Here is a 20,709-nt window from a genome sequence, read left to right on the forward strand (position 1 = left end):
CTGTAGGCCCTGCAACACGATCGGGGTCAGGTCTGACATTTGGACACGACCTCATCCATAAGCCGTTCGTATGCTTGAGCCTGTGTCCGAATGTCAGACCTGACCCCGAAGTGATATCAGGGGGGTTCGGAGAGCCGGTGGCGGATTACTCGTCGCCGTCGCTGCGTTCGGTCCCGAGCAGCAGTTGCGCCGCCTCGGCCGGCAAGGCTTCCACCGACTTCAGCTTCTTCGCCATCGCGCGGCTGCGCACTTCGGCGCCTTCGATGTTCTTGGCGGCCTTTTCCAGGGTCGCCTTGGTGGTGGCCAGCACGTCGCCGAACTTGGTGAACTCGGTCTTGACTGCGCCCAGCACCTGCCACACCTCGGACGAGCGCTTTTCCAGCGCCAGCGTGCGGAAGCCCATCTGCAGGCTGTTGAGCAGCGCGGACAGGGTCGATGGCCCGGCGATCGATACCCGCAGCGAGCGTTGCAGGTCGTCGGCCAGGCCCGGACGGCGCATCACTTCCGCGTACAGGCCTTCGGTCGGCAGGAACAGGATCGCAAAGTCGGTCGTCTGCGGCGGCGAGACGTATTTTTCGCAGATGGTCTTGGCTTCCAGGCGCACCGCGCGTTCGAGCTCGGCGCCGAAGCGCGCCACGCCCTCGGCGTCGGCCCGGTCGGCCGCTTCCAGCAGGCGTTCGTACTGCTCTTTCGGGAACTTGGCGTCGATCGGCAGCCATAGCGGCGCCCCGCCTTCGCTCACGCCCGGCAGCTTGATCGCGAATTCCACCCGCGCGCCGGTGCCGGCGATCGTTTCGACGTTCTTGGCGTACTGGTCGACCGTGAGTACCTGCTCGAGCAGCATCTCGAGTTGCACTTCGCCCCAGGTACCGCGGGTCTTGACGTTGGTGAGTACCCGCTTGAGGTCGCCCACGCCGATGGCCAGCTGCTGCATCTCGCCCAGGCCCTGGTGCACCTTGTCCAGCCGGTCGCTGACCTGCCTGAACGATTCGGTCAGGCGCGTCTCCAGCGTGGCGTGCAGCTTTTCGTCGACGGTCTGGCGCATTTCTTCCAGGCGCTTGGCATTGTCGTTCTGCAGATCGCGGATCTTGGTCTCCAGCGTGCCGCGCACTTCCAGCATGCGCTGGGCGTTCGATTCGGTCAGGTTCGACAGGGTCTGCTGCAGCGTGTCGGCAAAGCGCTTGAGGGCGCGCGCCTGCTCTTCGCGGCCGCTGGACGATTGCAGCTGCATCTGCTGGCGCATGCTGTCGAACTGCTGCACGCCGGCCGCATGGTACTGCCCCATGTGTCCCGCCACTTCCTGGCGCGTGGCCTGGGCGGTCGATTGCAGCTCCAGGCGCAGCTCGCGCTCGAGGCGTTCGATGTGGCGGCCGTCTCCGGCATTGCGTGCGCGGGCAAGCAGCAGCAGTTGCAGGACGACGACGACCAGCAGGACCAGCAGGATCAGGAGTTCGGCGATACCCATGTCAGTCGGCCTTGTTCCGCATCCGGTCGGCGGTCTGGTAGAACGATTGCATCAGCCGCATGCGCAGCGCCTCGTCGTAGCCCAGGTCTTCCATCGCCCAGGCCATGGCGCGCAACCACTGGTCGCGCTCCTGGGTGCCGATGGCAAATGGCAGGTGCCGCGCGCGCAGGCGCGGGTGGCCATGCTGCTGCACGAACAGATCGGGGCCGCCGGTCCAACCGGACAGGAACATGAACAGCTTGTCGCGCGAGCTGTCGTTGGGGCTCGGGTGCATGGCGTGGATGACGGAAAATTCCGGCTCCAGCTCCATCAGGTCGTAGAAGCGGTCGACCAGTTCGCGCAGGCGACTGGCGCCGCCCATCACGTCGTACAGCGTTCGGGCTTCAGGGGTAGTCGATTCTGGCATGGCCAGCATGATAGCGCAGCCGGGACGGCGCGTGGCCCTCCCGGCTTGGCCCTGTTGCAAACCTGCTTCAAGCCTCGCGCAGGGTTTGCAGCGGCGGCTGGCGCAGCACGCTGCGCAGGCCCAGCCAGCCGCCCAGCAGCGCGCAGATCACGCCCACCGCCACGCCGGCCAGCCACACGCCCGGCTCGAAGCGCCAGGGGAACTTGAAGACGTATTCGGCCAGCGCCCAGCCCATCGCCGCCGCGCCGCTGGCGGCCAATACACCGGACAGGCTGCCCACCAGGATGAATTCGATGCGCTGGGCGGTGGCCAGCTGCCCGCGGGTCGCGCCGAGCGCGCGCAGCAGGCCGGCTTCGCGCGTGCGCTCGGACTGGGAACCCATCAGCGCCGCATACAGCACCAGCACGCCCGAGGCGAGCGTGAACACGAACAGGAATTCGACTGCCACCACCACCTGGTCGAGCACGTCCTGCAACTGGCGGATGATGCCCGAGACGTCGATCACGGTCAGGTTCGGGTAGGCGCGTGTCAGGCTGTTGGTGAGCCCGCCCGCACTGCCGGGCAGGTGGAAGGCCGTCATGTAGCTGCGCGGCGCATCGGCCATCGCCTGCGGGTTGATGATGACGAAGAAGTTGGCCCGCATCGAGCCCCATTCGAGCTTGCGCAGGCTGGTGACTTTCGATTCCACCACCAGGCCTCCCATGTCGAAACGCATCACGTCGCCCAGCTTCAGGCCCAGGGTCTGGGCCAGCTTCTGCTCGACCGAGGCTTCGCCCATGGCCGCCGCCCCTGGCTCATCGCTGAACCACTTGCCGGCCACCACCTCGTTCGACTCCGGCAGCTTGTCGGTGGTCGACAGGTTGAATTCGCGTTCGGCCATGCGGCGCGCCTCGCCGTTCTGGAAGCTGTCGCGGGTGAGCTGCTTGCCGTTGATGGCGGTCAGGCGCCCGCGGATCATCGGGAACAAGGTCACGTCCTTGACGCCGGCGCCGGCCAGCTGGCGTTCGACCCCAGGGGCCTGCTCGGGCTGGATATTGATGATGAAGCGGTTCGGCGCATCCGGCGGCGTGGCGGTGCGCCAGGCGCTCATCAGGTCGCCGCGCACCACGGTGAGCAGCAGCAGCGCCATCAAGCCGAGCGAGAGCGACACCACCTGCACCACGGTGGCGCCGGGACGGCGCTGCAGCGAGGTGATGGCAAAGCGCCAGGCCTGGTGCCGGAAGGCGCCGCGCAGGTGGCGCAGCAGGCGCAGGCCCAGCCAGGCCACCAGGGCAAAGACCCCGAGGCCGCCGAGGAAGCCGGCCGCCGTCATCAGGGCCAGTTTGGTATCGCCGGCCTGCCACAGCAGCAGCGCCAGGAACACGCCGACGCCCAGGCCATAGGTGGCCAGCGCCAGCGGCTGCGGGGCCGCGGCTTCGCGCCGGATCACGCGGTTGTGCGGCACGTTGCGCAGCTGGAGCACCGGCGGCAGCGCGAAGCCTACCAGCAGCAGCAAGCCGGTGGCGACGCCCTGCAGCGCGGGCAGGATCGAGACCGGCGGCAGGTCCGGCGGCAGCAGGCTGCCGATCAATTCGAGCAGGATGAAGTGGGCGCCGAAGCCCACCAGCACGCCCAGCACGCTCCCCGCCAGTCCCACCAGGGCGAATTCGATCAGGTACATCGCGCCGACCTGGTTCTGGGTCAGCCCCAGGCAGCGCAGCATGGCGCAGGCATCCAGGTGGCGCTGCATGAAGCGGCGCGCCGCCATGGCCACCGCCACCGCCGCCAGCATGGCCGACAGCAGCCCGACCAGCGACAGGAAGCTGTCGGCGCGGTCGAGCGTGGCGCGCATCTCGGGGCGGCCGTTTTCCAGGGTTTCGATGCGCACCCCGCGCACGTTGCGCGCGGCCAGGTCGGCGCGCAGCCATTTTTCGAAGGCGGCGACCGCCGCCATGTCGTTCCTCGAGGTCGAGGCCACCTGCAGGCGGTAGGTCACGCGCGAGAATTCATCCACCAGGCGGGTCGCCGCCAGGTCCGGCAGCGACAGCATCACGCGCGGCGCGAAATTGGCGAACGAGGCGCCCTTATCGGGTTCGGTGGCGATCAGCTGCGCGATGCGGAAAGTCTTGTCGCCCAGCTGGATGCCGCTGCCCACGCCCACGCGCAAGGCCGGCAGCAGGTTGGCATCGACCCAGACCGTGCCCGGTTCGGGCGTGGCGCGGGTTTTTTGTCCGATCGCGCCGCTGGCCTGGTCGGGATCGGTGGTGATGCTCAGCTGCCCGCGCAGCGGATAGCCCGGCTCCACCGCCTTCACCGCGGCCAGCTGGGCGCTCGATGCCTCGCCCTCGCCGGCCTGCGCCATGCTCTGGAAGGCCACGGTTTCGGCCACCAGCAGGCCGCGCCGGCGCGCTTCCTCGCGCCAGTTCTTCTGGATCGGGTCGTCGGCATTGACCAGCAGGTCGGCGCCCAGCAGCTGGTGGGCGTCGCGGTTCAAGCCAGAGCGCATGCGGTCGATGAAGAAGCCCACCGAGGACAAGGCCGCCACGGCGACGATCAGGGCCACCAGCAGGAAACGCAGTTCGCCGGCGCGCCAGTCGCGCGCGGTCATGCGGAGGGACTGTCTGAACATGTGCGGCCTTTATGCGTGAGCGAAGAAGGCGTCCACCTCGGCCAGGAACGCGCGCTTGCGCTCCGGGTCGAGGAAGGACGCGGCAAAGCTGTTATGCGCCAGCTGGCGCGCGTGCCCGGTGTCGAGCGGCAAGGCTTCGAAGACGGCGATGAAATTGTCATTCATGTAGCCGCCGAAATAGGCCGGGTCGTCCGAATTGACGGTGGCCGCCAGGCCCTTGTCGAGCAGCTCGCGCAGGTTGTGGCTCTGCATCCCGTCGAACACGCGCAGCTTGATGTTCGACAGCGGGCACACGGTCAGCGCCATGCCCTCGCGCACCAGGCGCGCCACCAGTTCCGGGCTTTCGAGGCTGCGCACGCCGTGGTCGATGCGCTCGACCTTGAGCACGTCCAGCGCGCTCTCGATATAGGCGGGCGGGCCCTCCTCGCCCGCATGCGCCACCAGGCGCAGGCCAAGCTGGCGCGCGCGCTCGAACACGCGCGCGAATTTCTCGGGCGGATGGCCGACTTCGGAGGAATCCAGGCCGACGCCGATGAACTTGTCGCGGTAAGGCAGCGCTTCGTCGAGCGTGGCCAGCGCTTCTTCTTCCGACAGGTGGCGCAGGAAGCACATGATCAGGCTGGCGCTGATGGGCGCGTCCTGGCAGGCGCGCCAGATGCCGGTGATGACGGTTTCAAACGGCACGCCGCGCGCGGTATGCGTTTGCGGGTCGAAGAAGATTTCGGTGTGGCGTACGTTATCCAGCGCGGCGCGCGCCAGGTAGGCCGCCGTCATGTCGTAGAAATCCTGTTCGGTCAGGAGCACGCTGGCGCCGGCGTAATAAATGTCCAGGAAGGACTGCAGATCGCTGAAAGCGTAGGCCTCGCGCAACGCCTCGACCGAGGGATAGGGCAGCGAGACGCCATTTCTTTGTGCCAGCTCAAATATCAGCTCTGGCTCCAGCGATCCTTCGATATGGATATGTAATTCGGCCTTCGGCATGGTGAGCAGAATGCGGCGCAGCTGGTCGTTCAGCATAGTTTCTCCGGCGGGACAAGACATGATCGACAAGTGTAACGCATGCCTGCAAAAGGCTTTCCGTCATAGGTAAAAGCTGCACTTGCCGGGCACGATTTGCGTGCGCCGCCGCCTCGGGCTACAGTGCAGTATCGGCGCGCGGCGATGGAAAAAACAGCGCGCCGGAAGCAGGCCGATTTGCAGCGATCGACGATGTCGGAATGGCGTCAATACGCTTCTTTTACGCCTCCGCCGCGTGCTTGCAAAAACCTTCTTTCCTTATTCGATTCAAGCACTTACAGAACTTACATCAGCTTGCACGACACGCTTTGACTTCGGGAACTAATAGGCACATAATAAATTTCACAAACGCAAAAAAGACGCTCTCCAACAGCGGGAGATCGGAAGGGCCGCGCAGGTCCATTCCGGGTCGATAACAAAAAAAATCGCAGCATCCGCGCTACCGGCGATCCCGGCTGCGCATGCGGGCGACCGACAGGAGCAACGCCAACAAAACCCGGGGCCCAGGGCTGCCTTTGACAATTCGGCTGCCATGACAGTGATCGTTGTTAGCACACGCTGTTTGTACATAAAGGACATTCGAAATGAGCATCTTTGACAACTACGCAGCCCGCTACGAGCGCACCCGGGAAGAGGAATATTCCATGTCGGAGTTCCTCCAATTGTGCAAACAGGATCCCCTCACCTACGCCACCGCCCCGGAGCGCATGCTGGCCGCCATTGGCGAGCCGACCCTGGTCGACACCCGCCTCGACCCGCGTTTGTCGCGCATATTTGCGAACAAGGTCATCAAGATCTATCCGGCCTTCCGCGAGTTCTACGGCATGGAAGAAGTGATCGAGCAAGTCGTCTCCTACTTCCGCCACGCGGCGCAGGGCCTGGAAGAGCGCAAGCAGATCCTTTACCTGCTGGGCCCGGTCGGGGGCGGTAAATCGTCGATCGCGGAAAAGCTCAAGAGCCTGATGGAACACGTGCCCTTCTATGCGATCAAGGGTTCGCCCGTGAACGAGTCGCCCCTGGGCCTGTTCAACGAGCTCGAAGACGGCACCATCCTCGAAGAAGACTACGGCATCCCGCGCCGCTACCTGCGCGCGATCCCCAGCCCCTGGGCGGTCAAGCGCCTGCACGAGTTCGGCGGCGACATCAACAAGTTCCGCGTGGTGCGGCGCTATCCGTCGATCCTGAAGCAGGTCGCGATTTCCAAGACCGAACCCGGCGACGAGAACAACCAGGATATTTCCTCGCTGGTCGGCAAAGTGGATATCCGCAAGCTCGAAGACTATGCCCAGGACGATCCGGACGCCTACAGCTATTCCGGCGGCCTGTGCCTGGCCAACCAGGGCCTGATGGAATTCGTCGAGATGTTCAAGGCGCCGATCAAGGTGCTGCACCCGCTGCTGACGGCCACGCAGGAAGGCAACTACAAGGGCACCGAAGGTTTCGGCGCGATTCCCTTCGAGGGTATCGTGCTGGCGCACTCGAACGAGTCCGAGTGGAAGACCTTCCGCAACAACCGCAACAACGAGGCATTCCTCGACCGCATCTATATCGTCAAGGTGCCCTATTGCCTGCGCGTGTCGGACGAGATCAAGATCTACGACAAGCTGATGCACAACTCCTCGCTCGACAAGGCGCCCTGCGCCCCGGGCACGCTGCGCATGATGGCCCAGTTCGCCATCCTGTCGCGCCTGAAGGACCCGGAAAACTCCAGCATCTATTCCAAGATGCTGGTCTACGACGGCGAGAACCTGAAGGACACCGACCCGAAAGCCAAGTCGCTGCACGAATACGTCGACTACGCCGGCGTGGACGAAGGCATGAACGGCTTGTCGACGCGCTTTGCCTTCAAGATCTTGTCTAAGGTCTTCAACTTCGACAATACCGAAGTGGCGGCCAACCCGGTGCACCTGCTCTACGTGCTCGAACAGCAGATCGAGCGCGAGCAATTCCCGCCGGAGACCGAGCAGCGCTACCTGTCGTACATCAAGGAGCACCTGGCGCAGCGCTATGTCGATTTCATCGGCAAGGAAATCCAGACCGCCTACCTGGAAAGCTATTCGGAATACGGCCAGAACATCTTCGACCGCTACGTGACCTTTGCCGACTTCTGGATCCAGGACCAGGAATTCCGCGATCCGGATACCGGCGAGAGCTTCGACCGCGAATCGCTCAATGCCGAACTCGAGAAGATCGAGAAACCGGCCGGCATCTCGAATCCGAAAGACTTCCGCAACGAGATCGTCAACTTCAGCCTGCGTGCGCGGGCGACGAATGCCGGCAAGAACCCGGCATGGACCAGCTACGAGAAATTCCGTAGCGTGATCGAGAAGAAGATGTTCTCGAACACCGAGGAATTGCTGCCGGTGATTTCCTTCAATGCCAAGGCCAGTGCCGAGGATGCCAACAAGCATGCCGACTTCGTGGCCCGCATGGTCGAGAAGGGCTATACGCCGAAACAGGTGCGCCTGCTCTGCGAATGGTACTTGCGCGTGAGGAAGTCCTCGTAAGCAAGGAGCGCGGGGTGCGCCCGGCGCGCCCCGCGCTCTGTGCTTGACGAGGCCGCCCGGCGGCGGCGCAGGCCCCGCCCCGGACCTTCGGCTTCGTTGGCATGTGCGCCGCACGCACAATCGCGCAGCGTATTAAGATAAGGGCACCGGGAGCTTGCCGGTACCCCGAGTGTTTCCAGGGAGGCCTGTTTTGACTTACCTCATCGACCGTCGCTTGCAGGGCAAGAACAAGTCAGCGGTCAACCGCGAACGCTTCCTGCGCCGCTACAAGGCGCAAATCAAGGATGCGGTCGGCCGCGCGATCAAGGGCCGCTCGATCACCGACATCGAGAACGGCGAGAAGGTCACGATTCCCGTCAAGGACGTGAACGAGCCGCATTTTGGCCACGCCCATGGCGGCGTCTGGGAAACGGTCAACCCCGGCAACACCGAATACCAGAAAGGCGACCAGTTCAACCGCCCCCGCAGCGGCGGCGGCGGCGCCGGGCGCGGGCGCGCCGGCAACAGCGACCAGACCAACGAAGACGATTTCATCTTCGAGCTTTCGCGCGAAGAATTCATGAATTATTTCTTCGAAGATCTCGAGCTGCCGAACATGGTCAAGACCCAGCTTGCCCAGACTGTCGAATTCAAGAGCCAGCGCGCCGGCTACAACGTCTCCGGCACGCCCTCGAACATCCACGTGCTGCGCTCCTTGCGCGGCGCACTCGGCCGCCGCATCGCCGTGGGCGGCCCGGCCCGGCGCCAGCTGCGCGAAGCCGAGGAAGAATTGCAGTTGCTGTTGGATGCCGGCGCGCCGCTGGACGACGAGATGGTGGTCGAGCTCAAGGAGCGCATCCACCACCTGCACATTCGCCTCAACGCCATTCCCTTCATCGACCCCTTCGACCTGCGCTACTCGAACCGGATCAAGGTGCCCAAGCCCAGCACCCAGGCCGTCATGTTCTGCATCATGGACGTTTCCGGCTCGATGGACGAGACCCGCAAGGACACCGCCAAGCGCTTCTTCATCCTGCTCTACCTGTTCCTCAAACGCGTGTACGAGAAGATCGAAGTGGTCTTCATCCGCCACCACACGGCGGCGGCCGAGGTCGACGAGAACGAATTCTTCCATTCGCGCGAGTCCGGCGGCACCGTGGTGTCCTCGGCCCTGCACCTGCTGCAGAAAGTCATTGCCGAGCGCTACGGCAGCTCGGACTGGAATGCCTACGTGGCCCAGGCCTCCGACGGCGACAACTGGGACAACGACTCGGTACTGTGCAAGCAGATCCTGAACAACGCCATCATGCCGCGGGTCCAGTACTACACCTATGTCGAGATCACCGACGGCCCGCCGCAAAACCTGTGGGAGCAATATTGCGAGGTGGCCGACCACCACAAGAATTTCGCCATGCAGAAGATCGTCACGCCGGCCGATATCTATCCGGTCTTCCGCGAGCTGTTCAAGAAACAGCCGAAGTAGCGATAGAGGAAAGCAGCGCAAACCCGCTGCTGAAAACCGATACGGAGGCACCCCATGCCACGAGACCCGAACAACCCGCGCGCGCTGCCCGAACAGTCCGAATGGACCTTCGATCTGATCGAGCAGGCGCACGATGAAATCAAGCGGGTGGCCAAGCGCTACAACCTGGACACCTACCCGAACCAGCTCGAGATCATCACGGCCGAGCAGATGATGGACGCCTACACCTCGGTCGGCATGCCGGTGTCCTACAACCACTGGTCTTTCGGCAAGCACTTCCTGTCGACCGAGAAAAGCTACAAGCGCGGCCAGATGGGCCTGGCCTACGAGATCGTCATCAATTCGAATCCCTGCATCGCTTACCTGATGGAGGAAAACAGCCTGACCATGCAGGCGCTGGTGATTGCCCACGCTGCCTACGGGCACAATTCCTTCTTTAAAGGCAATTACCTGTTCCGCACCTGGACCGATGCCGACGCCATTGTCGACTACATGGTGTTTGCCAAGAACTATATCGCCGAGTGCGAGCAGCGCTATGGCATCGATGCCGTCGAAGACCTGCTCGACTCCTGCCACGCCCTGCAGAACTACGGGGTCGACCGCTACAAGCGTCCGGCCAAGCTCTCGGTAGCACAAGAAAAAGCCCGTCTGAAAGAGCGCGAGGAATATGCCCAGTCCCAGGTCAACTCGATCTGGCGCACGCTGCCGCTGCGCGAAGAACAGGTGGCGGACACGGCGCCGGTGCGCTTCCCGCCCGAGCCCGAGGAGAATCTGCTCTACTTCATCGAAAAATACGCGCCCCTGCTGGAACCCTGGCAGCGGGAGCTGGTGCGCATCACGCGTAAGATCTCGCAATACTTTTATCCCCAGCGCCAGACCCAGGTAATGAACGAAGGCTGGGCCACCTTCTGGCATTACACCATCCTGCAAGACCTGTACAAGGAAGGCATCGTCGGCGACGGCTTCATGCTGGAATTCCTGCAAAGTCACACCAACGTCGTGTACCAGCCGCCGGCCACCAGCCCCTATTACAGCGGCATCAATCCGTACGCACTGGGTTTCGCGATGATGACCGACATTCGGCGCATTTGCGAAGAGCCTACCGATGAAGACCGGGCCTGGTTCCCGGACATGGCCGGTAGCGACTGGCTCAAGACCCTCGACTTTGCGATGCGCAACTTCAAGGACGAGAGCTTCATCGCCCAATACCTGTCGCCCAAGCTGATCCGCGATTTCCACTTCTTCGCCGTGCTCGACGACGACCGCAGCGACAAACTCACCATTTCGGCGATCCACGACGAACAGGGCTACCGCTACGTGCGCCACAAGCTGGCCGAGCAGTACAACATCGGCAGCCGCGAGCCGAACATCCAGGTGTGGCAGGTCAATACCAGGGACGACCGTGCCCTTACCCTGCGCCATACCCAATTCAACCGGCGCCCGCTGAACCAGCAGGCCCAGGAAGTGCTCAAGCACGTGGCCCGCCTGTGGGGCTTCGACGTCCGCCTCGAAACCGTGGACCCGAGCGGCCACGTGGTCAGCTTCCTCGAGTGCCGCCGCGAGAAACGCGGACGCTGACTTTGCCCCCTGCCGATCCGCCGCCTCCTGGTGGCGGATTGGGCATTCGCCGGTTTCTCTTCAATCGCGCTTCGGCCCGGCCCGGATCCGGCTATCCTTGATGACGCGCACGAGAACGGCGCCCGGATCAGCGGCGCACCGCCGAGCTGCGCCATTCGCCAGCAGCAAGGCGTGGTGGGTCCTCCTGCCGGAGCCGGATACTGTTGCCCATTACCCTTTTTTCCTTAGCATCCCCAGTCGCATTACCACCCCACCCACGCCCCGGCGTCCACCTCCCCGCAACTTTATTTGCGCTTGGGTGCGCTAACACACTGTTCAAACCGCTCGATGTCATGTAGTTTTGCTATGCAGACGTCGTGATGGTGGAGTCGAATGCTTGTCTTTCGTACTACTGAAGCATATCAAGACGGGTTTCGCCCATGACTTTCAGCTATGGCTCGCAGCAGGAAGCGCCTCGCTTTTGGCAGGTCAACAGTACGCACGGGTTTCATAAAACTGGCTATAGTTTGCAGAAACACCACGAGTTGGTAATATGAAATTTGCCATTAGCCGATTTGGGCAGTAAAAATTTGGTAAATGCGGCATTCCTGCCTGATGATCCACACATGGAGGAGAACTGCGACAAACAATTACAAATCATCCTTGCTTTCTGGACCACAAAACTGCTGGCGCCGAGCGTGTATAGATGAGCTTGTTTGCCTGTTTTTACAGGCAGATAGAAGTCTTTTGAGTATGCAAAAATGTATGCTCAAAAAAGAATTCGTAGGTATAATTCTTTGATCTCCCGCAAGCGGCCCTAGGTTTTTGTCGTGTTGAGTGGGTTTAGTGGCAACAAAAAAGAGTTGGTATTGGAGAAAGATGGCATGAATTTTACGCATGAGAAGAACCCGGGAAAGAATTTCACAGGTCTCGCCATTGTCATCCTGTTGCACGTTCTGGTAGCTTGGGCAGTAGTCAATGGCCTGGGTACCCGGATCGTGAGCAAGGTAACCGAGGCTGTGGAAACGAAACTGATCGAAGAGGTGAAGCCGCCGCCACCGCCGGACACGCCGCCACCGCCGCCACCGCCGGAAATGAAGGCTCCGCCACCGCCGTTCATCCCGCCGGTCGAAGTGCAGGTGCAGACGCCTCCGCCGCCGCAGAATGCGATCACGACGGCAACCAACACGCCGCCGCCGACCACCTCGCTGGCACCGCCGGCACCACCAGCACCGCCTGCGGCACCGCCGGCAGCGCCACGTGGTCCGAGCCGTACCGAAGCAGTGGCCGACTTCAACACCTGCGCACGCCCGGAATATCCGCGTTCGTCGCAGCGTAACGAAGAAACCGGTACCACGACCCTGCAGTTCCTGATTGGTGCTGATGGTCGCGTGATGGATTCCAAACTGCAGAAGTCGAGTGGCTTCCGCGACCTGGACCGAGCCGCACAAACGGCTCTGACGAAATGCCGATTCAAGCCGGCCATGGTTGATGGCCAGCCGCAACAGGCGTGGACAGCGGTGCAGTACGTCTGGACGCTGGAATAAAACCGAGACAGAACACCGTCTCAATCTTTGATTTTCGTTGTTATAAGTTCAGCGAACTGTCTATTTTATATTTTTGGAGGAAGCATGTTTAAGAATACCCGTTTGTCCGCTATGCTGGCGGCTGTCCTGTTCTCGGTAACGGCGGCATCGGCCCTGGTCTCCGCACCAGCCTTCGCTGACGCTCCTGCCGCAGGCGCCACCGCTCCGGCGGCTGACGCGGCTGCAGCACCGGCTGCCGACGCAGCTGCTGCACCGGCTGCCGACGCTGCTGCCGCTCCTGCTGGCGACGCAGCCGCTCCTGCAGCTGCTGCTGGCTCGACCGAAGAAGTCCACAACCCATACGGCATCGGCGCCATGTGGGAAGAAGGCGACTTCGTCAACAAAGGCACCATCATCATCCTGGCCCTGATGTCGATCGGTTCGTGGTACATCATCATCACCAAGCTGATCGACCAGCAGAAGATCATGCGCCAGTCGAAGGAAGCTTCGGCCAAGTTCTGGAAAGCCCCATCGATCGCTGCCGGTTCGGCATCGCTGAAAGAAGGCTCGCCATTCCGCTTCATCGCTGAAACCGGCACCAAGGCAACCCAGCACCACGACGGCGCCCTGCTCGAGCAGATCGACCTGTCGACCTGGGTCACCATGCAGATCCAGCGCGCAGTGGACCGCGTCCAGTCGCGTCTGCAGGACGGCCTGTCGTTCCTGGCAACCGTCGGTTCGACCTCGCCGTTCATCGGTCTGTTCGGTACCGTCTGGGGCATCTACAACGCGCTGACCGCCATCGGTATGTCGGGTAACGCGTCGATCGACAAAGTCGCAGGCCCAGTGGGTGAAGCACTGATCATGACCGCCTTCGGTCTGTTCGTCGCGGTTCCTGCGGTTCTGGGTTACAACTGGCTGGTTCGTCGTAACAAGTCGGTCATGGAAGACGTCCGTTCGTTCTCGGCTGACGTGCACTCGGTCCTGATCTCGGGCGCCATGTCGACCTCGAACGCAGCTGCCGGCGCCAAGAAGGCTGGTTAAATCATGTCGATGAGTGTCGGCTCCGATTCCGGAGATGAAGATGCAGTGATGTCAGAGATCAACACGACGCCGCTAGTCGACATCATGTTGGTTCTTCTGATCATCTTCCTGATCACCAGCCCGGTGGTTCTGAACCTGCAGAAGGTCGCCCTTCCAGCAGAATCGAACCAGGTCACCAAGACCAAGCCGGAAGACGTCAACATCACCATCAACAAAGATGGCGAGATGTACTACAACCAGACGCGCATCGCGAACACGGACGAGCTGTTCAAGTTCCTCGCGGAGCAGTCGGTGAAGCAGCCGCAACCTGCTGTGAAAGTGCGCGGCGACCAGGCTAGCCGCTACGAAGCAATCGGCCGGGTCATCTACACGGCTCAGCGTGCTGGGATTCAGAAGGTGGGTTTCGTCATCGAACCACCTGACAAGGGCTAATACCCTGTCCGCGGTATCACTATCCTCCTGGGATCTTGATACCGCGTCCGTTGCCCCAACATTTGAAAAGGAAACACCATGAGCATGAACGTGGGTTCGGGCTCCGCAAAAGGAGCCGATCCGGAACCGATGATGGAAATGAACATGACGCCGCTGATTGACGTCCTGCTCGTTCTGATCATTATGATGATTATCACGATTCCGAAGCAAAACCACTCGGTCAACCTGAACATGCCGGTCGGTACTCCGCCGCCATCGACGGTCAAGCCAGTGGTCGTAACGATCGATGTGGACTTCGACGGCACCATCCTCTGGGACGGTGAAGTTGTCGGAGACCGCGCGGCCCTGGAAGCCAAGATGAACGGCGTTGCTGCAATGCCTGACCAGCCGGAAGTGCACCTGCGTCCGAACAAGCTGGTCGAGTACAAGGTGGTTGCCGGTGTCATGGCAACGGCCCAGCGTCTCGGCGTCACCAAGATCGGCATGGTCGGTAACGAGCAGTTCCAGTAATCGACACATGTATGACCAACACGGCAGGGTTTCCCTGCCGTGTCCATTTAAGAAGGATGTTTTCAGATGATTAAATTCCGTCTCGCACACCTTGGCCTCGCACTGGCCGCCCTCGGTTTCACCGCTGCCGTGCCGGTCGTCGGCCTGGCGCCTGTGCATGCCGCGGTCCTGCGCGCCGAAATCGGCAAGCCGATCCAGCAAGCCCAATCGCTGATGAAGCAAGGCAACCATAAGGGTGCCCTGGCAGCCCTGCGCGACGCGGACAAAGCGGCCAAGGACGACAACGAACGCTTCCTGATCGAGCGCGTGCGCGCCTCGGCGGCATCGTCGGCCGGCGACTGGAACACCGCTGCCAACTCGTTCGAAAAGCTGCTCGATTCGGGCAAGCTGAATGCCGGCGAGCGTTCGCAGTTCTCGGAAGGCCTGGTCGGCATCTACATGCGCGCCGGCGACCTGAACAAGGCAAACGCCACCATCCAGAAACTGCTCAAGAACGGCAACGATCCAAAGCTGCGCGCCTACCTGATGCAGAACTATTACAAGCAGGGCAATGTCGCCGCGCTTGAGCAGGAACTGCGCAACGCCGAGAAAAGCGGCCGCCTGAGCGAAGACGAGCTCGGCATGCTGGCGAACATCCAGCTCAAGAAGAACGACAAGGTCGGCTACGTCGCCACCATCGAAAAGCTGGCCTCGAACTACCCGAAGACCCAGTACTGGACCGACCTGCTCAACCGCGTGCAGGGCAAGCCAGGCTTCTCGAGCGGCCGCCTGGCGGTGGATGTCTACCGCCTGAAGCTGGCCAACAACCTGCTGAAGAAGCCGAGCGAATACATGGAAATGGCCCAGCTCGTGCTGCAGGCCAAGGCTCCGGCTGAAGCCCTGAAGGTCATCGACAAGGGCTACAAGGCCGGCGCCCTGGGCACCGGCACCGACGCCGCGCGTCACCAGCGCCTGAAGGAACTGGCCGAGAAGAACCTGGCTGAGCAGAATAAGAACGTCGCTGCCCTGGAAGCCGAATACACGGCCGCCAAGGACAACGACGCGCTGGTCGGTCTCGGTTATTCGCTGGTGCAGGCTGGCCAGGCCGACAAGGGCCTGAAGATGATGGAAGGCGCAATCAAGGCCGGTGGCCTGCGCTACGCCGACGAAGCCAAGCTACGCCTGGGCGAAGCCTACGCTGCCGCCGGCAAGAAGCAGCAAGCCATCAATACGCTCAAGACCGTGGGCGGCAAGGAAGGCACTGCCGACCTGGCCCGCTACTGGATCATGGCGATCAACCGCCCGATCGCTTAAGCGAGCAAGCTGTCATGAAACGCCGCCTGTTCGCAGGCGGCGTTTTTTTTTGGTCGTGTCCAGGGCCGACGGCATTCGCATCATGCCGGATCGTAAGGTGGGCGGCTGAGCCGCCTGGGCGGTGGTCGTTGGCGGCAAGATCATCCAGTCCGTGAACGGAGCCGATAACAATCACCGCGTGGGCAGAGAAACAGTCCAGTGGACCGTTTGCCGCCCACCCTACGAGCGCAGGGGATCGTGACGCCTTCCCACGTTGCTGTGCAACATCCGAGTTACCGTATAATCAGCACTTCGCGCCGGAGCGGCCGGCTGCGCAAAGGAACACATTGATGAAGGTATTTCGCGGACTTCCCAACGACAGGGCGCGCGCACCCTGCGCCCTCACGATCGGCAACTTTGACGGTGTGCACCGTGGCCACCAGGCATTGCTGGCCCACGTGCGCGGCGCCGCCGCCGGACTGGGAATCGAAGCGGCCGTGATGACCTTCGAGCCGCATCCGCGCGAGTATTTCGCCCAGCGCAGTGCCGACCTGTCCAAGGCCCCGGCCCGCATCGCCAACCTGCGCGACAAGCTCAGCGACCTGGCCGATTCCGGCATCGACCGCGTCATCGTCGAGCACTTCAACGAACACTTCGCCGCCCAGGCCCCGCAGGACTTCGTCAAGCGTGTGCTGGTCGACGGCCTGCACGTGAAATGGCTGATGGTCGGCGACGATTTCCGCTACGGCGCCCGGCGCCTGGGGGACATCGCCATGCTCAAGGAAGCCGGCCGCGAGTTCGGCTTCCAGGTCGAGACCTTGCCGGCCGTGCTGCATGGCGCGCGCCGCATCTCGTCGTCGGCCGTGCGCGAAGCGCTGGCCGCCGGCGACTTCGACGCCACCCAGGAATTGCTGGGCCACCCGTACACCATGTCGGGCCACGTCATCCACGGGCAAAAGCTCGGCCGCACGCTGGGCTTTCCGACCCTGAACCTGCGCGTGGCGCACCGCCCTGCCCTGTGCGGCATCTTCGTGGTGCAGGTGCATGGCCTGGCCGACGCTCCCTTGCCGGCCGTCGCCAGCCTGGGCGTGCGCCCTACCGTCGAAGACGCCGGCCGCATGCTGCTCGAGGTGCACGTCTTCGATTACGCCGCCTCGGCCTACGGCAAGCTGGTGCGGGTCGAATTCCTGGCCAAGCTGCGCGACGAAGAAAAATACGTCGACCTGCCTACCCTGACCGACGCCATCGAGAGCGACGCCGTGCAGGCGCGCGCCTGGTTCGCGCGCCGCAACGGCGCGCTGACCGCCACCGACCGAATTTGACGCCGCCTTGATCCCTTGAGCGCTGTCCGCGGCCCTGCCGCGACCCTGAATCGAATCCCCTAGAGAAGAAGCTTATGTCCGATACCAAACCTGACCAGAACGCCGCGCCGAAAGGTGCGAAGAAGCCTGAGAGCAAATACCCGGTCAACATGACCGACACCCCCTTCCCGATGCGCGGCGACCTCGCCAAGCGCGAGCCGGGCTGGGTCAAGCAATGGCAGGAAAAAAAGCTCTACCACCGCATCCGCAAGGCCTCGGCCGGCCGTCCGAAATTCATCCTGCACGACGGTCCTCCGTATGCGAACGGCGACATCCACCTCGGTCACGCCGTCAACAAGATCCTGAAGGACATGGTCGTGAAATCGCGCACCATGGCCGGTTTCGACGCGCCCTATGTGCCGGGCTGGGACTGCCACGGCATGCCGATCGAGATCCAGATCGAAAAACTCTACGGCAAGAACCTGCCGACCGCCGAAGTGCTGCAAAAGGCCCGCGCCTACGCGCTCGAGCAGATCGACCGCCAGCGCGCCGGCTTCATCCGCCTGGGCGTGCTGGGCGAGTGGGAAAACCCGTACATGACCATGGCCTACGGTAACGAGGCCGACGAGCTGCGGGCGCTGGGCAAGCTGCTGGAGAAGGGTTACGTCTACCGCGGCCTGAAGCCCGTGAACTGGTGCTTCGACTGCGGCTCGGCCCTGGCCGAAGCGGAAGTCGAATACCAGGACAAGCGCGACCCGGCGATCGACGTCGGCTTCCCGTTCGCCGAGCCCGACAAGGTGGCGAGCGCCTTCGGCCTGGGCGAGCTGCCGACCGCCAACGGCTTCATCGTGATCTGGACCACGACGCCATGGACCATCCCCTCGAACCAGGCCCTGAACGTCAATCCGGAAGTAAGCTACTCGCTGGTGCAGACCGAGCGCGACGGCCTGCCGCTGCTCTTGATCCTGGCCACCGACCTGGCCGAGTCGGTGCTGGCGCGCTACAAGTTCGAAGGCAAGACCATCGCCACTACCCTGGGCGAAAAACTGGGCGGCCTGCACTTCAAGCACCCGATGTATGCGGCCGACCCGTTCTACGACCGCGTCTCGCCGGTGTACCTGGCCGACTACGTCACGACCGAGAGCGGCACCGGCGTGGTGCACTCGGCGCCGGCCTATGGCCTGGAAGACTTCCAGTCGTGCAAGGCGCACGGCATGAAGGACGACGACATCCTCAAGCCGGTGATGGGCGACGGCCGCTTCGCGCCCAACCTGCCGCTGTTCGGCGGCATGACGATCTGGGAAGCCTCCAAGCCGATCTGCAGCGCGCTGACCGAAGCCGGCGCCCTGTTCGAGCTGAAGATGTTCGACCACAGCTACATGCACTGCTGGCGCCACAAGACCCCGATCGTCTACCGCGCAACGAGCCAGTGGTTCGCAGGCATGGACACGATCCCGAAAGACGGTGGAAAAAGCCTGCGCGAGACGGCCCTCAGCGGCATCGCCGACACCAAGTTCTTCCCCGAGTGGGGCCAGGCGCGCCTGCACGGCATGATCGAGAACCGTCCGGACTGGACCCTGTCGCGCCAGCGCCAGTGGGGCGTGCCGATGGCCTTCTTCATCCACAAGGAAACCGGCGACCTGCACCCGCGCACGCCGGAGCTGCTCGAGCAGGTGGCCAAGCTGATCGAAGCGAATGGCATCGACGCCTGGCAGAGCCTGGACCCGGCCACCCTGCTGGGCGAGGACGCCCACCACTACGAAAAGAACAAGGACACGCTGGACGTCTGGTTCGACTCGGGCGCGACCCACCAGACCGTGCTGCGCGGCTCGCACGCCGAGCAGTCGAGCTTCCCGGCCGACCTCTACCTGGAAGGCTCGGACCAGCACCGCGGCTGGTTCCACTCGTCGCTGCTGACCTCCTCGATGCTCAACGGCCGCCCGCCCTACAAGGCGCTGCTGACCCACGGCTTCACGGTCGACGAGCATGGCAAGAAGATGAGCAAGTCGCTCGGCAACACGCTGGCGCCGCAGAAGATCTCGGACACCCTGGGCGCCGACATCCTGCGCCTGTGGGTCGCCTCGACCGACTACACGGGCGAACTGTCGATCAGCGAAGAGATCCTCAAGCGCGTGACCGAATCCTATCGCCGCATCCGCAACACGCTGCGCTTCCTGCTGGCCAACACCTCGGACTTCGACCCGGCGCAGCACGCCGTGCCCGTGGCCGGGATGCTCGAGATCGACCGCTATGCGGTCGCCGCGATGGCCGCGCTGCAGAAGGACATCGGCGCGCACTTCGAGCGCTACGAATTCCATCCGGTGGTGTCGCGCCTGCAGAACTACTGCTCGGAAGACCTGGGCGGCTTCTACCTCGACATCCTGAAGGACCGCCTGTACACCACGGGCATCGACTCGCCGGCGCGCCGCTCGGCCCAGACCGCGCTGTGGCACATCGCCCAGTCGCTGCTGCGCGTGATGGCGCCGATCCTGTCGTTCACGGCCGAGGAAGCCTGGGCCGTGTTCGCTGGCCAGCAGGCCTACCAGGACTCCGACGAGACCATCTTCACCCAGACCCAGTGGACCTTCCCGGAGCTGCCCGATGCCGAGGCGCTGCTGGCCAAGTACGCGGCCCTGCGCGACGTGCGCACCGACGTCACCAAGCAGCTCGAAGAGGTGCGCGCTTCCGGCGCCATCGGCTCCTCACTGCAGGCGGAACTGACGATCAAGGCCGCCGGCGACAAGTTCGCGCTGCTCTCGAGCCTGGACGACGACCTGAAGTTCGTCTTCATCACCTCGCAGGCCAGCGTCGAGCAGGTCGCGGACGCCGCCAACGAAGCCGTCGCCGTGACCCCGTCGGAAGCGGCCAAGTGCGAGCGCTGCTGGCATTACCGCCGCGACGTCGGCCACGACCACGCACACGCGGGCCTGTGCGGCCGCTGCACCAGCAACCTGTTCGGCAGCGGCGAGCACCGCCGGTTCGCGTAACAACCCCTCCCCTCACGGGGTCCGCCGCCATGCCGTTTCTTGAAACGGCATGGCGGGTATCGACACAATCATCATGGCTACCAAAAAGAAAACCGCACCCCTCGGCGCCAAGCCGGTCTACAAGAGCTCGGCCAGCCTGCTGCCGTGGTTCGGCATCGCCCTGGTCGTGATCCTGCTCGACCAGGTGACCAAGCTCACCGTCGAGCGCAGCTTCGCCTATGGCGAGACGCTGCCGATGACCAGCTTTTTCAACCTGATCAAGGTCTACAACCCGGGCGCGGCCTTCAGCTTCCTGGCCGATGCCGGCGGCTGGCAGCGCTACTTCTTCACGGCCCTGACCATCGTGGCGGTCGGCTTCATGCTCTACCTGATGAAGAAGCACGCCACCCAGCGCCTGTTCTGCTTTGCCCTCAGCCTGATCATGGGCGGCGCCATCGGCAACCTGATCGACCGCCTGGCCTATGGCCACGTGATCGACTTCCTCGATTTCTACTGGAAGGGCCTGGGCCACTTCCCGGCGTTTAACATCGCCGACATCGGCATCTCGGTCGGCGCCTGCCTGTTCATCCTGGATGAACTGCGGCGCGTGAACAAATCCTGATGCGCACGTCCTGA

Annotated in this window: 15 protein-coding genes; 11 read left to right on the forward strand and 4 right to left on the reverse strand. The window is 63.1% G+C overall.

Annotation, left to right across the window (positions count from 1 at the left end; genetic code table 11):
- Nucleotides 1–145 precede the first annotated feature (145 nt).
- From AC3XQU_RS00175 to AC3XQU_RS00190, 4 genes are all read right to left on the reverse strand, one after another.
- Nucleotides 146–1,465 carry a DNA recombination protein RmuC gene (locus AC3XQU_RS00175; protein ID WP_489872110.1) on the reverse strand — a complete coding sequence of 440 codons (1,320 nt, stop codon included), beginning with the start codon at nucleotides 1,463–1,465 and terminating at the stop codon, nucleotides 146–148.
- A 1-nt stretch (nucleotide 1,466) separates the two neighbouring features.
- Nucleotides 1,467–1,871, reverse strand: a complete 405-nt coding sequence (locus AC3XQU_RS00180; RefSeq protein ID WP_489872718.1) for a group II truncated hemoglobin — start codon at nucleotides 1,869–1,871, stop codon at nucleotides 1,467–1,469.
- Between the two features lie 67 nt (nucleotides 1,872–1,938).
- Complete coding sequence (locus AC3XQU_RS00185) at nucleotides 1,939–4,479, reverse strand: ABC transporter permease (RefSeq protein ID WP_489872111.1); 2,541 nt, start codon at nucleotides 4,477–4,479, stop codon at nucleotides 1,939–1,941.
- Between the two features lie 9 nt (nucleotides 4,480–4,488).
- Nucleotides 4,489–5,496 (reverse strand): adenosine deaminase, encoded by a 1,008-nt coding sequence (locus AC3XQU_RS00190; protein ID WP_489872112.1) that lies wholly within the window; start codon nucleotides 5,494–5,496, stop codon nucleotides 4,489–4,491.
- 584 nt (nucleotides 5,497–6,080) lie between these two features.
- Here AC3XQU_RS00190 and AC3XQU_RS00195 point away from each other — a divergent pair.
- From AC3XQU_RS00195 to lspA, 11 genes are all read left to right on the forward strand, one after another.
- Complete coding sequence (locus AC3XQU_RS00195) at nucleotides 6,081–8,003, forward strand: PrkA family serine protein kinase (RefSeq protein ID WP_489872113.1); 1,923 nt, start codon at nucleotides 6,081–6,083, stop codon at nucleotides 8,001–8,003.
- Between the two features lie 190 nt (nucleotides 8,004–8,193).
- Nucleotides 8,194–9,465 (forward strand): YeaH/YhbH family protein, encoded by a 1,272-nt coding sequence (locus tag AC3XQU_RS00200; protein ID WP_489872114.1) that lies wholly within the window; start codon nucleotides 8,194–8,196, stop codon nucleotides 9,463–9,465.
- Between the two features lie 54 nt (nucleotides 9,466–9,519).
- The gene (locus tag AC3XQU_RS00205; RefSeq protein WP_489872115.1) at nucleotides 9,520–11,043 is read left to right on the forward strand and encodes a SpoVR family protein; all 1,524 of its coding nucleotides are present in this window, start codon (nucleotides 9,520–9,522) and stop codon (nucleotides 11,041–11,043) included.
- Between the two features lie 863 nt (nucleotides 11,044–11,906).
- A complete protein-coding gene (locus AC3XQU_RS00210; protein ID WP_489872116.1) occupies nucleotides 11,907–12,569 on the forward strand; it encodes an energy transducer TonB in 663 nt (220 codons plus the stop codon).
- An 84-nt stretch (nucleotides 12,570–12,653) separates the two neighbouring features.
- The gene (locus tag AC3XQU_RS00215; protein ID WP_489872117.1) at nucleotides 12,654–13,592 is read left to right on the forward strand and encodes a MotA/TolQ/ExbB proton channel family protein; all 939 of its coding nucleotides are present in this window, start codon (nucleotides 12,654–12,656) and stop codon (nucleotides 13,590–13,592) included.
- 3 nt (nucleotides 13,593–13,595) lie between these two features.
- Nucleotides 13,596–14,024, forward strand: coding sequence for an ExbD/TolR family protein (locus AC3XQU_RS00220; RefSeq protein ID WP_489872118.1), 429 nt, complete (start codon nucleotides 13,596–13,598; stop codon nucleotides 14,022–14,024).
- 78 nt (nucleotides 14,025–14,102) lie between these two features.
- Entirely contained in the window at nucleotides 14,103–14,534 is a 432-nt protein-coding gene (locus tag AC3XQU_RS00225) for an ExbD/TolR family protein (RefSeq protein WP_489872119.1), read from the forward strand.
- 66 nt (nucleotides 14,535–14,600) lie between these two features.
- Nucleotides 14,601–15,827 (forward strand): tetratricopeptide repeat protein, encoded by a 1,227-nt coding sequence (locus tag AC3XQU_RS00230; protein ID WP_489872120.1) that lies wholly within the window; start codon nucleotides 14,601–14,603, stop codon nucleotides 15,825–15,827.
- Nucleotides 15,828–16,156: 329 nt separating this feature from the next.
- Nucleotides 16,157–17,128 (forward strand): bifunctional riboflavin kinase/FAD synthetase, encoded by a 972-nt coding sequence (locus tag AC3XQU_RS00235; protein ID WP_489872121.1) that lies wholly within the window; start codon nucleotides 16,157–16,159, stop codon nucleotides 17,126–17,128.
- A 74-nt stretch (nucleotides 17,129–17,202) separates the two neighbouring features.
- Complete coding sequence (gene ileS / locus AC3XQU_RS00240) at nucleotides 17,203–20,094, forward strand: isoleucine--tRNA ligase (protein WP_489872122.1); 2,892 nt, start codon at nucleotides 17,203–17,205, stop codon at nucleotides 20,092–20,094.
- 73 nt (nucleotides 20,095–20,167) lie between these two features.
- Nucleotides 20,168–20,695 (forward strand): signal peptidase II, encoded by a 528-nt coding sequence (gene lspA / locus AC3XQU_RS00245; protein ID WP_489872123.1) that lies wholly within the window; start codon nucleotides 20,168–20,170, stop codon nucleotides 20,693–20,695.
- The last annotated feature ends 14 nt before the right edge of the window (nucleotides 20,696–20,709 follow it).

The sequence above is a fragment of the Telluria sp. AZSoR62 genome, assembly GCF_058111565.1.

Bases quoted from the DNA above. Each gene is read 5' to 3' on its own strand.
- AC3XQU_RS00175 (WP_489872110.1), bottom strand. From the start codon at position 1,465: ATGGGTATCGCCGAACTCCTGATCCTGCTGGTCCTGCTGGTCGTCGTC.
- AC3XQU_RS00180 (WP_489872718.1), bottom strand. From the start codon at position 1,871: ATGCCAGAATCGACTACCCCTGAAGCCCGAACGCTGTACGACGTGATG.
- AC3XQU_RS00185 (WP_489872111.1), bottom strand. From the start codon at position 4,479: ATGTTCAGACAGTCCCTCCGCATGACCGCGCGCGACTGGCGCGCCGGC.
- AC3XQU_RS00190 (WP_489872112.1), bottom strand. From the start codon at position 5,496: ATGCTGAACGACCAGCTGCGCCGCATTCTGCTCACCATGCCGAAGGCC.
- AC3XQU_RS00195 (WP_489872113.1), top strand. From the start codon at position 6,081: ATGAGCATCTTTGACAACTACGCAGCCCGCTACGAGCGCACCCGGGAA.
- AC3XQU_RS00205 (WP_489872115.1), top strand. From the start codon at position 9,520: ATGCCACGAGACCCGAACAACCCGCGCGCGCTGCCCGAACAGTCCGAA.
- AC3XQU_RS00210 (WP_489872116.1), top strand. From the start codon at position 11,907: ATGAATTTTACGCATGAGAAGAACCCGGGAAAGAATTTCACAGGTCTC.
- AC3XQU_RS00215 (WP_489872117.1), top strand. From the start codon at position 12,654: ATGTTTAAGAATACCCGTTTGTCCGCTATGCTGGCGGCTGTCCTGTTC.
- AC3XQU_RS00220 (WP_489872118.1), top strand. From the start codon at position 13,596: ATGTCGATGAGTGTCGGCTCCGATTCCGGAGATGAAGATGCAGTGATG.
- AC3XQU_RS00225 (WP_489872119.1), top strand. From the start codon at position 14,103: ATGAGCATGAACGTGGGTTCGGGCTCCGCAAAAGGAGCCGATCCGGAA.
- AC3XQU_RS00230 (WP_489872120.1), top strand. From the start codon at position 14,601: ATGATTAAATTCCGTCTCGCACACCTTGGCCTCGCACTGGCCGCCCTC.
- AC3XQU_RS00235 (WP_489872121.1), top strand. From the start codon at position 16,157: ATGAAGGTATTTCGCGGACTTCCCAACGACAGGGCGCGCGCACCCTGC.
- ileS (WP_489872122.1), top strand. From the start codon at position 17,203: ATGTCCGATACCAAACCTGACCAGAACGCCGCGCCGAAAGGTGCGAAG.
- lspA (WP_489872123.1), top strand. From the start codon at position 20,168: ATGGCTACCAAAAAGAAAACCGCACCCCTCGGCGCCAAGCCGGTCTAC.